The sequence below is a fragment of the Pantoea sp. XAF26B01_ASV70 genome, assembly GCF_054512635.1.
Genome location: NZ_CM137251.1, coordinates 567,884 through 582,181 on the forward strand (window position 1 = coordinate 567,884; position 14,298 = coordinate 582,181).

Genomic DNA, 14,298 nt, shown 5'->3' on the forward strand with positions numbered 1-14,298 from the left:
GGCGATGCGATGAACGAAAATAAAGGCTTCTGGTACGCCGACTGGTCTTTCCCGATCTTTGTTGGCCTGCTCTCTTCTGGCGTCTTTGCCGGGACACACATGTATTACCTCTATGGCATCGGCGCGTTCAACGAAGTGGCGTTTGTGTCGATGCTGCGCGCAGGCATGGAGACCGGCGTCTACGGCGCGGTCGCCGCCTTTGGTGCCAGCTTCCTGTTCGCCCGTATCATCGAAGGCTCGCTGGTGGGCATTCTGGATATCGGCGGGGCGATTCAGACCGGCGTCGGGCTGGGCGTTCCGGCACTGCTGCTGGGTGCGGGCATTGTCTTCCCGGTGGCGAACTTCGCTGCCTCGCTGGCGACGGGCCTGGTGATTGGTGTGGCGATTGGCTACCTGATTATTCTGGCGCGTAAATTCACCATCAATCAGAACGACTCAACCTACGGCGCAGACGTGATGATGGGTGCGGGTAATGCCTCGGGGCGCTTTCTGGGGCCGCTGATCATCCTGTCAGCCATGGCGGCATCCATTCCGATTGGCCTGGGTTCGCTGCTGGGCGCGCTGCTCTTCTATCTCTGGAACAAGCCCATTACCGGCGGCGCCATCCTCGGCGCGATGATCCTTGGGGCACTGTTTCCGATTGCTCTCTGATCTCACCGGCAGCCCGGCAGCGGGCTGCCGTTAAGGAGAAACCATGTACGACTTGATTATTCGCGGTGCGCGTCTCAGCGATGAGCAGGTGGTCGACATTGCGCTGCAGGATGGCCGTATCGCCGCCATAGGCAAGGTGCAGGGTAACGCGCAGCACGAGCGCGATCTGGCTGGCCGTTACTACCTCAGCGCAGGCTGGATCGACTCCCACGTTCACTGCTATCCCAAATCACCAATTTATCATGATGAAGCGGATGCGATTGGCGTAGCGCATGGCGTCACCACGGTTGTCGATGCGGGCAGCACCGGCGCAGAGCACATTGATGACTTTTACCGGCTGACACGCGCGGCACAGACCCAGGTTTATGCGCTGATCAATATCGCCCGCACCGGCATCGTCACCCAGAATGAGCTGGCTGACATGACGCAGATAGATGGCGAGGCGGTGCAGCAGGCGGTGGCGCGGCTGCCCGATTTTATTGTCGGCCTCAAGGCGCGCATCAGCAGCAGCGTGGTGGGCGAGAATGGTGTGCAGCCGCTGATTAAAGCGAAGGCGATCCAGCAGGAAACCGGCGGGCTGCCGCTGATGGTTCACATTGGCAATAATCCGCCCAATCTCGACCAGATTGCGGATCTGCTCACCACGGGCGATATCATCACGCACTGCTTTAACGGCAAACCCAACCGTATCCTGACGCCGCAGGGCGAACTCAAAGCGGCGGTAAAACAGGCTATCGCGCGTGGCGTCAAACTTGATGTCGGCCACGGCAGTGCCAGCTTCAGCTTTGAAGTCGCCCGCGCGGCGATTGCGCAGGGCATTCTGCCCGACACCATCAGCTCTGACATCTACTGCCGCAATCGTCTGGCCGGACCGGTTCACAACCTGGCGCATGTGATGTCGAAATTTTTCAGTGTCGGTATGACCCTGCCGCAGGTGATTGACTGCGTAACGGTCAATGCGGCGGCAGGACTGCGCCTGCAGCGCAAAGGCCAGCTGAAAGTGGGCTACGACGCCGATCTGACAGTGTTTAGCGTCAAAGAGGAAACCCGGCCATTCATCGATTCAGAAGGTGAACAGGTCGCAGGTGAGAAGCATCTGGTCCCGCTGGCGGCCGTCGTTGCTGGTACGTGGATCGCGACTGAAGAAGGAATAGCGCATGACCTCGGTATATGAAAAGTATGGCCTGAAGCCGGTGATTAATGCCTCTGGCCGTATGACGATCCTCGGCGTCTCTACGCCATCGAGTGAGGTGATCGATACGGTGAAATATGGCCTCGATCACTACTTCGAAATGAAAGATCTGGTGGATAAGACCGGTGCTTATATCGCCGGTCTGCTGAAGGTGGAGAACGCGCTGGTGGTCTCCTGCGCCTCGGCCGGTATCGCCCAGAGCGTGGCGGCGGTGATTGTGAAAGACAACGACTGGCTGGTGGATAACCTGCATGCCGCGCCGCTGACCGTCCCGCATCAGATTGTGGTGCCGAAAGGGCACAACGTGAACTATGGCGCACCGGTCGGCAGCATGGTGGCACTGGGTGGCGGGCAACTGGTGGAAGCGGGTTACAGCAACGAGTGCTCACCCGCCCAGCTGGCGGCGGCGATCACCCCACAGACCGCGGCGATCCTCTATGTAAAATCGCACCACTGTGTGCAGAAGAGCCATCTCGATGTGGCGCAGGCCGCAGCCGTTGCGCGCCAGCATGGCGTCCCGCTGATCGTCGATGCGGCGGCAGAAGAGGATCTGCAATGCTACTACCAGGCGGGTGCCGATCTGGTGATCTACAGCGGAGCAAAAGCGATTGAAGGGCCGACCAGCGGACTGGTAATTGGCCGACACCACTACGTTGAGTGGGTCAAACGCCAGACCAACGGCATTGGCCGCGCGATGAAAGTGGGCAAAGAGGGGATCCTGGGGCTGACCCAGGCGATTGAAAACTATCTGACGCAGCCAAAAATCAGTGGTGCGCAGATGGTGGAAAAAATGACGCCGTTCATTGAACAGCTCAACAGTCTGAATGGCGTGACGGCCCGGGTAGTGTGGGACGCAGCCGGACGCGACATCGCCCGTGCTGAGATCAAGTTCGACGAAGCCGCGATCCAGCAGCGCACCGGCGATCTGGTGCAGGCGCTGAAAAACGGCGATGTGGCGATCTACTTCCGTGGCTACAAAGCCAACGAAGGGATCATTGAGGCGGACGTGCGCAGCGTCAGCGCCGATCAACTGCACACTATTTTCACCCGCATTCAGGCACTGTTAAACGGAGAGAAAAACGCATGACGCTGACCCCCAATTTCTATCAGGATCGTCTCTGCCTTAACGTACTGGCGGGATCGAAAGAGAATGCACGCGCTATCTGGCAGGCGGCAGAAGGGCATGTGCTGGTCGGCGTACTGTCGAAAAACTACGCCAGCAATGAAGCCGCTATCGCCGATATGCGCGAGTATGCCGCGCTGATCGATAATGCGCTCTCGATTGGTCTGGGTGCGGGCGATCCCAACCAGTCACAGATGGTGAGTGAGATCGCGGCAGTGCTGCAACCGCAGCATGTGAATCAGGTCTTTACCGGCGTCGCCACCAGCCGTGCGCTGCTGGGGCAGTCGCAGACGATAGTGAACGGGCTGATCTCGCCCACCGGCACGCCAGGTCAGGTGAAAATCTCCACAGGACCGCGCAGCTCAAAACAGCGTGACGGGATAGTGCCCGTCGAAACGGCCATCGCGATGCTGCAGGATATGGGCGGCAGCTCGGTAAAATATTTCCCGATGGGCGGTCTGCAGGCGGTGGATGAGTATCGCGCTGTGGCGGAAGCCTGTGCAAAACTGGATTTCTGGCTGGAGCCAACCGGCGGCATCGATCTGGAAAATTTCGGTGAGATCGTGCGCATAGCGCTGGAGTCGGGCGTCAGCAAAGTGATCCCGCACGTCTACAGTTCGATCATCGACAAAGCCAGCGGAGAGACCCGCGTTGAAGATGTGAAGCAGTTGCTGGCCATCTGTAAAACGCTGCTGGCTTAGAGATCAACACGATCTGCCTGCAACAGGCAGATCGCGCAGCATGGACGTTGCGAGACGATCTCCGTAGGCTGATGTTCCCTATTTCTGTCTGCAAACAGGTAACGCTTGTGAGATTTCCCAATCAGCGCCTTGCGCAACTGTTCGATGCCATGCAAAACGAAACGCTGCCTCAGGATGAGCTGGCGCGGCGTTTCGCCGTCTCGACACGCACCGTGCGTACCGATATCACGGCGCTGAATGCGCTGCTGGCAGAACATGGCGCGCAGTTTGTCCTCAATCGCGGCGCGGGCTATCAGCTGAAGATTGAGGATGCTCAGCGCTTTCAGCATCTGCAACAGCATACCGCGTCGCCGCTACGGGTGCCGCGCACCTCGCCGGATCGGGTTCGCTACCTGCTGACCCGCTTTCTTACCGCCGCCTATTCCCTGAAACTTGAAGAGCTGGCAGAGGAGTGGTTTGTCAGCCGCGCGACCCTGCAGAATGATATGGCGGAGGTGCGCGAATGGCTGGGGCGCTATCACCTCACCATTGAGAGCAAGCCACACTACGGCATGAAGCTGTTTGGCAGCGAAGTGGCAATTCGTACCTGCCTGACCGACCTGTTATGGCAAATTGATCAGGCGCAGCCCGAGAGCCCGCTGCTGACTATCGAAGCGCTGAACAGCGGCATGCTGGAGACGCTGCGCCCGCTGCTGCAAAGCTGTTTTGCTCAGCACAACATTCGGCTCAGCGATGAGGGTGAACGCTATCTGCGGCTTTACTGCGCCGTGGCGGTGCGGCGCATCAGTGAAGGCTATCCGCTTAACGATCCGGGTGCAGAGGAGATTGGTGATGAGGTGCGTGAAGCGGCCCATCACCTGATTAATCTGATGCGTCCGCTGGTCAGCAAACCGATTTCACCGGCGGAAGAGAACTGGCTGCGGGTCAATATCGCCGCGCGACGCATTCAGGCGATTGCTCCCAGCGCCATCAATGCTGATGACGCCGACGCGCTGGTGGATTATCTGCTCAGCTTTATCAACACGCATTACAACTTCAATCTGCAAAACGATCAGCAGCTGCGTGCTGACCTGCTCACCCACATCAAAACCATGATTACGCGGGTGCGCTATCAGATTCATATTCCCAACCCGCTGCTCAGCAACATCAAACAGCACTATCCCATGGCCTATGATGTCACCTTAGCGGCGGTGACCAGCTGGGGGAAATATACCCCTTACGTCATCACCGAGAATGAGATTGGCTTTCTGGTATTGCATATCGGTGTCGGGCTGGAGCGCCACTATGACGTCGGTTATCAGCGTCATCCGCAGGTGCTGCTGGTCTGCGACAGCGGTAACTCTACGCTGCGAATGATTGAGGCGATGCTGCTGCGCAAATATCCGCAGTTGCAGGTCACGGCCCGCCTGTCCCAGCGCGAGTATGAGGCGCGCAGCCGCATCGACGAAGATTTTGTTATCTCTACCATCCGGCTCAGCGAAAAAGAGAAACCGGTGGTGGTGATGTCGCCGTTTCCCACCGGTTTTCAGCTGGAACAGATTGGCAAGCTGGTGCTGGTGGACCGTACCCGGCCCTATATGCTGGCGAAATTTTTTGATGCTCAGCACTTTCATATCGTCGACAGGCCGATGACCCAGTCTGAACTGTTTCGCCAGCTGTGCGATCAACTGGAGGCGGAGGGATTTGTGGATGCGGCGTTCTATCCGTCGGTTGAAGAGCGCGAAGCGATTGTCAGCACCATGCTCGGCGAAGGCATTGCGCTGCCGCACTCGCTGGGGCTGCTGGCAAAGAAAACCGTGGTTTACACCGTGCTGGCGCCGCACGGCATCGCCTGGGGAGACGATACCGCCTATGTCATTTTCCTGCTGGCGATCAGCAAAAGTGAATATGAAGAGGCGATGGCGATATACGATCTGTTTGTGACGTTCCTGCGTGAAAGGGCGATGACACGCCTGCGGGACAGCACCGATTTCACCCGCTTCAGGGCAGTGGCGATGGATTGCCTGAGCCGCTCCTGGCCCTCGCCCTGAATCGGCGCTTTAGTTTTTCTTCGCCAGCAGGCGCGGGATCTCACGCAGGCACCAGGATTTGGCTTCGCCCATGCTGTCACGCCGCCACGCCATAATAATATCGACCTCGCGGGTATATTCCGGACTCACCACCCGCAGACGGCCTTCCGCAATATCCTGCTCTACCAGCGAATAGGGCATGGTCGCCACGCCCAGGCCAGCCAGCAGCGCACGGCGCTTATCGTCCATGCTGCTCACGGTCAGGCGCTGCTGCTTATCCAGTAACTGCACGGTCAGCACCGGACGCTCACGCGCGGTATCTGCGACCGCAATGCCACGGTATTTCACCCGCGTCACTTCAGACTGGGGTTCAGGCTCGTTATGAATCGGATGGTCGGCACTGGCGACATAGACGCTCATCATGGTGTAGAGCTTGCGCGTATTGATCTCGGTGGAGGCGCGGAAGTGCATATCGGGGGCGATCACGATATCGGCCCGGCCCTGTTCCAGCCGTTCCCATGCGCCCGCCAGCACTTCCGTCACCAGCGAAAATTGCGTATTGGCCTTGTCGGCCAGTCGCGTCACCAGCGGAAACAGCGCATCAACAGGTACCAGTGCTTCGGTGACGATGGTCAGATGGGTTTCCCAGCCACGTGCCAGCGCTTCCGCATCGGTGGTGAGCTTATCGGCTGCTTCCAGCAGCACCCGGCCACGCTCCAGCAGCATGCGTCCCACGTTAGTAAATTTGGTACGGTGACCGGAACGGTCAAACAGCACCACATCCAGCTCCTCTTCCAGCTTTTGCATGGTGTAGCTGAGGGCGGAAGGGACGCGCCCCAGTTCATCCGCCGCCGCGGCAAAACTGCCACGCCGATCAATCGCATCCATAACGCGTAAAGATTCAAGGGTTAACGCACGCTCTTTAGCCATCCCGGTTCTCTGTCAGGAAATTTGAACATGCCCGGCAGATTAACTGGCTAACAATCCGGCGTCCAGACTTTTACCATGGGAGCATATAGTCCGTGGCCGATCCTCGTCACCGGATGCTGGAGGTAAACAATGATAACAACACGCAGTGCGTCCGCATGTGGTCAGGCCGATTTCGGCTGGTTACAGGCGCGCTACAGTTTCTCTTTTGGCCACTATTTTGATCCCAAACTGATGGGGTACGCGTCACTGCGCGTACTGAACCAGGAAGTGCTGGCGCCAGGTGCCGCTTTTCAGCCGCGCACCTATCCACAGGTTGATGTCCTGAACATCGTGCTGCAGGGTGAAGCTGAATACCGCGACAGCGAAGGCAACACCATCAGCGTGCGGGAAGGGGAAGCGCTGCTGCTCTCTGCCCAGCCGGGTGTGAGTTACACCGAAATGAACCTGAGCAAAGATCGACCGCTGACACGCATGCAGCTCTGGCTGGCCGCCTGTCCGGAGCGCGAAAATCCGCGGATGCAGAAAATCGCCCTGACGGATGGCCGGTTGTCCCAGCTGATCGCCTCGCCGGATGGCATGGACGACAGTCTGCAACTGCGTCAGCAGGTGTGGATTCATCAGGTCGAGCTGGCACCAGGCGAAAAGCATTCGCTGCGGTTACAGGGGCCGCGTGCCTATCTGCAGTCGATTCACGGTTCGCTGGAAGCGATGTCCGGCACGGATCATCAGGAGAAGCTGGGCTGTGGCGATGGTGCCTTTTTGCAGGAAGAGAAGCTGTTGCAACTGACGGCGAAAACCGCGACCCGCGCACTGGTCATCGACATTCCCGTCTGAACATCGGGCAATAAAAAAGGCGGCCATGGCCGCCTTTTTTGCGTTTTGCGTACTACTTCAGCATGGTGAAGGCCGTGGTGACGTGCTTCACGCCACTGACGCGGCTGGCGACATCAGCCGCTGCCTGCGCTTCCTGCGGTGTCACCAGACCCAGCAGGAACACTTCGCCATTCTCCGTCGTCACCTTCACGTTGGAGGATTTCACCTGATCGCTGCCCAGCAGCTGCGATCGGATTTTGGTGGTAATCCAGGTGTCTGACGACGTGGTGCCCAGCGTCACTTTCTGGCCGATACGAATCTCGTTATAGACCTCGGTTGCGCCATCAACGCCCATGGTGATCTGTTTGGCACGACCGGCGATCTCCTGCGAAGGCGCCTGACCGGTCAGCAACACTTTGCCCTGATAGGCCGTGGCGATAATGCGGGCATCGGTTTTAATCTGCTGATCTTTAGCCAGCGCGTTAGTCACGCGTAGCTCCAGCGTGCTGTCATCAACCTGCGTACCCACCGAGCGTGGATCGGTGGCCGTTTTAGTGGCAACCGCTGCGCCACCCGCCACAACCGCAACGCAGCCCTGCAGCAGCATGGCGGTTAACAGAATAGCTATAGCATTCAATGCTTTCATTCGTGCTCCTTCGGTCATTCCTGATGGGGAAAGAGAGTGTTATCGATCAGATCGCATAAGCAATTAACGGTGAGCATATGCATCTCCTGAATACGGGCGCTGCGATGCGACGGAATGCGGATCTCCACATCCTGCGGACCCAGCAGTCCGGCGAGCTCTCCGCCATCATACCCGGTAAGCGCAACGATAGTCATATCGCGTGTTACCGCCGCTTCCACGGCCTTAACGATGTCACGGGTGTTGCCACGGGTTGAGATAGCCAGTAACACATCGCCTGCGTGTCCCAGGGCGCGCACCTGCTTGGCATAGATCTCATCGTGCAGGCGGTCATTACCAATCGCGGTCAGCATCACATTGTCGGCGCTCAACGCCAGCGCCGGTAAGCTTGGGCGTTCGGTCTCGAAACGGTTGATCATGCTGGCGGCGAAGTGCTGTGCATTGGCGGATGAGGCACCGTTGCCACAGCTCAGGATTTTATTGCCATTCAGTAACGACTGCACCAGCGTCATAGCGGCGCGGGAGATGGCATCGGGCAACGCTTCGGCTGCGGCAATCTGAGTTTGAATACTTTCGGTAAAACACGCTTTAATTCTGTCCTGCACACGACCACCTGGTTCTAAACGTCTGCATTAAAGGCATTCGGCAGCCACTCGAGCGCCGTGCCGGTAATGGCGATGATGTCGAAACGGCAATTCACTGTTTCAAAACTGCCGCCGCGTTGCGCCAGCCAGAGAGCGGCAGCGCGCAGCAGCTTTTGTTGTTTATTCCGGGTTACGCTGGCGAGCGCGCCACCATAACGCGCATCGCGTCGGTAGCGAACTTCAACAAACACCCAACAGTGCCCGTCACGCATTATCAGGTCAAGTTCACCATTGCGAAAGTGAACATTACTGGCGACCCATATCAGGCCAGCCTGCTCCAGATAGCGCCGGGCATCTTCTTCATACCTGGCGCCAGTCTGACGCCGATTTAGTTGGCCGGTGCGATTTCGCCCCGACGATACTGGTTCCATGTCAACTTCCTGTTGATCACACAATCCGTGTCGGCGCTGAGCTTGCCGGTATTGCCGTCCAGAGTAAAGCCAGGTGACTGACGCATCTGGTTAAAGTGATTCGCCAGCGTCCAGGCATCCATTCCCATGGCATAGAGACGCACCAGCGAATAGTCATTATTGAATGACTTCGACGTCTGCTGCATCAGGCCAGGATTGCTGCCGGAGAGCAGCGGAATATCGCTGAACTGCAGGCCATCCATTTCCAGACGGAAGTCCGGGCCGGCACCGGCTTGCGCGCTGCGCGAACTGGCGTAGAGCGAGATATTGCTGCGACTGCCGGTGCGCATGGTGATCATCGGTTTGATCAGCTGCAGTTCGTCCTGCGTTGAGACGATGTAGACCGCATCGACACCACCACCGCTGCTGGTGCTGACCACATCTGGCGTGTTCTGCTGCGGTGCCGGGATAGTCAGGCCCGCAATCGTAACACCCTGCGGCTCGGCAGGTGCAGCGTTCACTGGCGTACCGGATAAGCTGATGCCCGCGCCGCTGTTAATGCCCTGCTTCAGCTCTGAGGTCGAACCAAAGCGCTGCTGCATCACCGTGCTGCCACCCAGCGTCTGCCACTCCTGAGCAAAGGCGTTGGTGACGCGATCGCCCAGTCCACTACGCGGAACCAGCAACAGCGGCTGGCGTTTGCCCTGATCCCAGATATGGTGCGCCGCATCGCGCGCTTCGTCTTCAGGAGAAAGCGCAAAGTAGCAGATATTCGGATGGTTCTGGATCTTTTCCGGCTCGTTGAGCGCCAGCACATTCAGTGGCGTCTGGCTGTTGGCGACCTTCTCAACGTTGCTCTTCAGCAGCGGGCCGACCACGATGGTGGCACCATCCTGCTGTGCCTGCTGCATCACCTGCTCAATCGGCTGGCTGCTGGTGTCATAGACCTTGATCTGTGCGTTGCTGGCCGGTTCTGCGGCAGCAGGCTGTGATTGAGGCTGTGGCGTCGTGTCGGCAGGCTGTTGCTGCTGCGGCGCGCTGATGGGATCGGTGGAAGAACCAGCAGCGGCAGCGGGTTGGGTGCTGGCGGTTGCATCAGCAGCGGCGGGCTGAGCTGCCGCAGGCTGAGTGACCGGCGCGGAGATGCCATTCTTCGCATCATTAAAGCCTTTCTGAATCGCGTTGGCGAACACCTGAGCCTGGCCATTCAGCGGCAGCAGCAGCGCGATGATGCTGGTTGAAGCTTTGGTGTAGTTCTGCATCTGGCTCAGCTGCGTCGGCAGCGTTTTGGCCGCCGGGTTCTGCGGATAGCGGGTCTGCCAGTCTTTGATGCCTGACTTGAGCATCTCGGCATCCTGCGTGTTGGCGCGCCAGACCGCGAGCAGATCCAGCCAGCCCTGCAGCACATTTTCATCGGCATTGATGACCAGGTTGCTGACTTCCTGCGGCGACATCTGGGTCAGTGTCTGCCAGGTGGCGTCGATATTGCCCTGATGATCGGTGCCTTTCAGCAGCGGCTCCTGGGCAATATAGTTGCGCAGCAGCGAGAGTGAAGGGCGACCCTGTGCGCTGGCGATCTGCAGGCTGTAGTAACGCGCCAGCTGATCCTGCGACAGTGCGCCGGTTTTCACTGCCGCTAACAGCGGTTCGGCGTCTTTGATCTTCTGCTGTGCAATCAGCAATTGCGCTTTCAGCAGCAGGGATTCCTGTTGCTGCGTCTCAGAGAGCTGCTGCGGCAACTGGCTCAGTTGCTGAGTCGCCTCAGGATACTTTCCTTCCTTCAATAGGGCGCGGATTGCAAGTAATTGCCAGTCGGTCTTGCTATCATCGCTGCTTTGCTGCGCTTGCTGCAGATAGTAAGCGGAGCTGGCTGTGACGGGCCCCTGAATATTGACGGTTGAGGTTTGCGGCCCCTGACCGCTACATGCGGCTAAAATCAGCCCAGCAAGAATGACAGGCAGAAAGCGTCCTGCTTTATGACGAACGACTTTTGAAGGAAGCATACTGTATCCAGTGATGTTTTTTTCAAGATGCTCAATATTAAATCGGCAATTCGGATGAAACAATGAAACAACTCGATCGGGCAGAGATTTCTGCCAGCACGCTCTACATCGTTCCAACCCCGATTGGTAATTTGGGTGATATCACCCAGCGGGCGCTGACGGTGCTTTCGAGCGTCGATCTGGTCGCTGCGGAAGATACACGTCATACCGGACTGTTGCTACAACATTTCGCCATCAATGCGCGACTCTTCTCACTTCATGACCACAACGAGCAGCACAAGGCTGAACTGCTGCTGACGAAGCTGCAGGAGGGTCAAAGCATAGCCTTAGTTTCTGATGCTGGCACGCCGCTGATCAACGATCCGGGCTACCATCTGGTGCGTCGCTGCCGTGAAGCGGGCATTCGTGTGGTGCCGCTGCCGGGCGCCTGTGCTGCCATTGCTGCATTAAGTGCCGCAGGACTGCCATCCGATCGTTTCTGTTACGAAGGGTTTCTGCCCGCGAAAACCAAAGGCCGTTGCGACGCCCTGCGGGCGCTGGTGCAGGAGCCGCGCACGCTGATTTTCTATGAGTCGACCCACCGTCTGATCGACAGCCTGCAGGATATGGTGAGTGAGCTGGGTGCCGAACGCTACGTGGTGCTGGCGCGCGAGCTGACCAAAACCTGGGAGTCGATTTACGGTGCACCGGTCGGCGAGCTGCTGGCGTGGGTAAAAGAAGATGAGAATCGTCGCAAAGGCGAGATGGTGCTGATTGTCGAAGGTTACAAGACCGATGATGAAGATGCGTTACCAGCCGATGCGCTGCGTACGCTGGCGCTGCTGCAAAAAGAGTTGCCGTTGAAACGCGCGGCTGCGCTGACCGCTGAGATCCACAGCGTGAAGAAAAATGCGCTTTATAAGTATGCGCTGGAGCAGCAAGAGGCGTGACAAACGCCGGCGAATGTCCTATTATCCCGCGCCGAAGCTGACCAGACAGTCGCCGCTTTGTCGTCGTCCTCACTTGTGGGGAGACGGGCAGAGGGGAGGAAAGTCCGGGCTCCATAGGGCAGGGTGCCAGGTAACGCCTGGGAGGCGCAAGCCTACGACCAGTGCAACAGAGAGCAAACCGCCGATGGCCCAGAAATGGGATCAGGTAAGGGTGAAAGGGTGCGGTAAGAGCGCACCGCGCGACTGGCAACAGTTCGTGGCACGGTAAACTCCACCCGGAGCAAGGCCAAATAGGGGTTCACAAGGTACGGCCCGTACTGAACCCGGGTAGGCTGCTTGAGCCAGTGAGCGATTGCTGGCCTAGATGAATGACTGTCCACGACAGAACCCGGCTTAACGGTCAGCTTCGACTCATTCAAAAACAATACGTTGGTGTGTCTCAGGTTCTCAGAAACCAATTGGGATACAAAATGGGATACACCAACGGTTGCAACATCCCCCACACACTCCGCCGTAATGACATTTACTATGTCTATTTTCGCTTTCCTGATAGCCAGTTTTTCCGTTGCTCGTTAGGGACTGATAGCCCTCGTCGTTGCCAGGTAATGATTTCTCGTCTTGCGCCTTCCATCTCTCTGCTCAGGCTTGGTAGGATAACGCGACAGCAATTTGCCGAAATCATAAAAACGATGAAAAAACTTACCATCCAAGATATTGATTTATTTGTAGCGGGTCTGAATGCTGAAGTTCTGGCCTATGTCGAATCTATCCCTGCGGAAGCTCGTATAGAACGCTTAGAAAGTGCAATGTCACCCACGCCAGTGGGCCTGAAAGAAGTTAGCTCATCTTTCTTCCAGAATTATTATCAGGATGTATTGTTCAGCGGTGAAGAATCAGCGACCAAGGTTTATTTCAAAAAATCCTTGTCATCCGGTTTTGATATCGACGGAAAGGAAAGGGCAATAGCAGATGCCGCAGCAAAATACTCTGTTACCCTGCATCAGTCACAATCGGCACTGTCCGCTTTTTCACGCAATGATTTTGGTGGTTATTCACAAATACTTGCCAGTATGAAACAAAGCATTCCAGCTACCTTTACGCCGTTAACCACTCCGTAAGATATCGCCACAGAAGAGGTGCTAACCTTGTCCGAGGCGTGGGAAGGATTCCTCAAGTTTAAATCCGACTGGAAACCGAAGATTCGACAAGGTAATGAGAAATATTTCGAGGTTTTTAAATTAGTGCTGGGAGCTGATACACCCGTTAAGGATATTACCCGGCGTGATATTAAAAACTTGCTTGAAGTAGTGAAAGGGCTTCCACGTCAGAACAAGAAGCCCTACAAAAGCATGGCTATCCAGCAATGTCTGGATCTTGATGATATCCCGGAAGAGGATGTCGTAGCACCTAAGACGGTCAAAGATTATCTGAAACTCTGCCAGGGGCTGTTTTCCACCTACCTAACCGTGGAAATTGGAGCACTTGAAACATCGCCAACAAACAACGTTAGATACGAAGCTCAAAGCAAGAGCTATGGCAACTACAGTCGTACAGAAATGCGGAAGCTGGTTGAGCATTTTTCGACACTTGAAGACTGGAAGAAATGGGCCTTCTTGTTACTTTCGTACACGGGTGCCCGACGTGCTGAGATATCGAAACTAATGGTATCGGATGTTCGTATCGATGATGACAGTAAATGGCACTACATTATGATTGAGGACAGCAAAACAGATGCCGGAACGAGACAAGTCCCCCTTGCACCTCGTCTGGTTGATATGGGTTTTTTAAAATACCTACAAGGTAAAAAAGCTGGCGAAAAGGTCTTTCCTGAAATAACTAACAATATGAAATAACTAACAATACGCAGCTTACCCGTATTTTCCATGTAATACGTGAAACTGCGGGTATTGAGTATATGGACGACTACAAAAGCCGCCGAATCGTGCATAGCCTACGACACACTTTTATCACCGAAACGCAGAAGACCAATAACACACAGCTTGTGCAGCAGGTGGTGGGTCATGAGCACTCACAGACAGGTCAGACACAGCGTTACACCCACCGATTTACTGTTTCTGATTTACTACCAGTCGTGAAGAACCTTGATTGGCTAAAATGATAATCATTCTCATTAAAATTTACTTTTTTAAGTAAATCGTGTAAAATCAATGCATAGGGTTTAAACCCTTCCCACTTTCATAAGGAGCACAATGTATGTAATGCCCACGCCAGTTCTGTTCACGTATCCCAATCGCGCAGAACGTACAACTCTGGCAAACTTACTGAATACCGTTGATCTACGCGCCACAA

General features: G+C 56.3%; 15 protein-coding genes and 1 other RNA gene. 11 read left to right on the top strand and 5 right to left on the bottom strand.

The window, feature by feature from the left end; all coding sequences use genetic code 11:
- The first annotated feature begins 9 nt into the window (after positions 1-9).
- The 5 genes from ACX8ZY_RS02760 to ACX8ZY_RS02780 all read left to right on the top strand — a co-directional run bounded on the left by ACX8ZY_RS02760 (position 10) and on the right by ACX8ZY_RS02780 (position 5,697).
- Complete coding sequence (locus tag ACX8ZY_RS02760) at positions 10-651, top strand: DUF4310 family protein (RefSeq protein ID WP_158131364.1); 642 nt, start codon at positions 10-12, stop codon at positions 649-651.
- A gap of 43 nt (positions 652-694) precedes the next feature.
- The gene (locus ACX8ZY_RS02765) at positions 695-1,825 is read left to right on the top strand and encodes an amidohydrolase/deacetylase family metallohydrolase (protein WP_154210841.1); all 1,131 of its coding nucleotides are present in this window, start codon (positions 695-697) and stop codon (positions 1,823-1,825) included.
- Positions 1,809-2,930, top strand: coding sequence for a DgaE family pyridoxal phosphate-dependent ammonia lyase (locus ACX8ZY_RS02770; protein ID WP_033769812.1), 1,122 nt, complete (start codon positions 1,809-1,811; stop codon positions 2,928-2,930). The genes ACX8ZY_RS02765 and ACX8ZY_RS02770 overlap by 17 nt, the downstream gene beginning before the upstream one ends.
- Positions 2,927-3,667 (top strand): 2-dehydro-3-deoxy-phosphogluconate aldolase, encoded by a 741-nt coding sequence (dagF, locus tag ACX8ZY_RS02775; RefSeq protein WP_069025419.1) that lies wholly within the window; start codon positions 2,927-2,929, stop codon positions 3,665-3,667. The genes ACX8ZY_RS02770 and dagF overlap by 4 nt, the downstream gene beginning before the upstream one ends.
- A 107-nt stretch (positions 3,668-3,774) precedes the next feature.
- Positions 3,775-5,697 carry a BglG family transcription antiterminator gene (locus ACX8ZY_RS02780; protein WP_031594357.1) on the top strand — a complete coding sequence of 641 codons (1,923 nt, stop codon included), beginning with the start codon at positions 3,775-3,777 and terminating at the stop codon, positions 5,695-5,697.
- A 9-nt stretch (positions 5,698-5,706) separates the two neighbouring features.
- Here the strand turns inward: ACX8ZY_RS02780 and ACX8ZY_RS02785 are convergent, their stop codons facing one another.
- Positions 5,707-6,606 (bottom strand): LysR family transcriptional regulator, encoded by a 900-nt coding sequence (locus ACX8ZY_RS02785; protein WP_010256496.1) that lies wholly within the window; start codon positions 6,604-6,606, stop codon positions 5,707-5,709.
- A gap of 129 nt (positions 6,607-6,735) precedes the next feature.
- On the opposite strand from ACX8ZY_RS02785, the gene ACX8ZY_RS02790 reads away from it, so the two are divergent.
- Positions 6,736-7,440 (top strand): pirin family protein, encoded by a 705-nt coding sequence (locus ACX8ZY_RS02790; protein WP_010256500.1) that lies wholly within the window; start codon positions 6,736-6,738, stop codon positions 7,438-7,440.
- A gap of 52 nt (positions 7,441-7,492) precedes the next feature.
- Here ACX8ZY_RS02790 and dolP read toward each other — a convergent pair whose 3' ends face one another.
- From dolP to ACX8ZY_RS02810, 4 genes are read right to left on the bottom strand one after another with little or no spacing between them, the layout of a single operon-like run.
- Positions 7,493-8,065: a division/outer membrane stress-associated lipid-binding lipoprotein gene (dolP, locus tag ACX8ZY_RS02795; RefSeq protein WP_010256504.1), complete on the bottom strand. Its 573-nt coding sequence runs from the start codon at positions 8,063-8,065 to the stop codon at positions 7,493-7,495.
- Positions 8,066-8,079: 14 nt separating this feature from the next.
- The gene (diaA, locus tag ACX8ZY_RS02800; RefSeq protein ID WP_010256507.1) at positions 8,080-8,667 is read right to left on the bottom strand and encodes a DnaA initiator-associating protein DiaA; all 588 of its coding nucleotides are present in this window, start codon (positions 8,665-8,667) and stop codon (positions 8,080-8,082) included.
- A 14-nt stretch (positions 8,668-8,681) separates the two neighbouring features.
- On the bottom strand, positions 8,682-9,077 hold the full coding sequence (locus ACX8ZY_RS02805; protein WP_010699787.1) for a YraN family protein: 396 nt from the start codon (positions 9,075-9,077) through the stop codon (positions 8,682-8,684).
- Positions 9,035-11,059, bottom strand: a complete 2,025-nt coding sequence (locus tag ACX8ZY_RS02810) for a penicillin-binding protein activator (protein WP_033758882.1) — start codon at positions 11,057-11,059, stop codon at positions 9,035-9,037. Before ACX8ZY_RS02810 ends, ACX8ZY_RS02805 begins: the two co-directional genes overlap by 43 nt.
- A gap of 62 nt (positions 11,060-11,121) precedes the next feature.
- Here ACX8ZY_RS02810 and rsmI point away from each other — a divergent pair, with 62 nt between their 5' ends.
- The 5 genes from rsmI (at position 11,122) to ACX8ZY_RS02835 (ending at position 14,107) form a co-directional block, all read left to right on the top strand.
- Positions 11,122-11,988: a 16S rRNA (cytidine(1402)-2'-O)-methyltransferase gene (gene rsmI / locus ACX8ZY_RS02815; RefSeq protein ID WP_010256516.1), complete on the top strand. Its 867-nt coding sequence runs from the start codon at positions 11,122-11,124 to the stop codon at positions 11,986-11,988.
- Between the two features lie 33 nt (positions 11,989-12,021).
- Positions 12,022-12,400, top strand: an RNA gene (gene rnpB / locus ACX8ZY_RS02820) — RNase P RNA component class A.
- 58 nt (positions 12,401-12,458) lie between these two features.
- Positions 12,459-13,106 (top strand): hypothetical protein, encoded by a 648-nt coding sequence (locus ACX8ZY_RS02825; RefSeq protein WP_233273067.1) that lies wholly within the window; start codon positions 12,459-12,461, stop codon positions 13,104-13,106.
- 27 nt (positions 13,107-13,133) lie between these two features.
- Positions 13,134-13,841, top strand: coding sequence for a site-specific integrase (locus tag ACX8ZY_RS02830; RefSeq protein WP_233273068.1), 708 nt, complete (start codon positions 13,134-13,136; stop codon positions 13,839-13,841).
- Between the two features lie 62 nt (positions 13,842-13,903).
- Positions 13,904-14,107 carry a hypothetical protein gene (locus ACX8ZY_RS02835; RefSeq protein ID WP_233273069.1) on the top strand — a complete coding sequence of 68 codons (204 nt, stop codon included), beginning with the start codon at positions 13,904-13,906 and terminating at the stop codon, positions 14,105-14,107.
- Positions 14,108-14,298 lie beyond the last annotated feature (191 nt).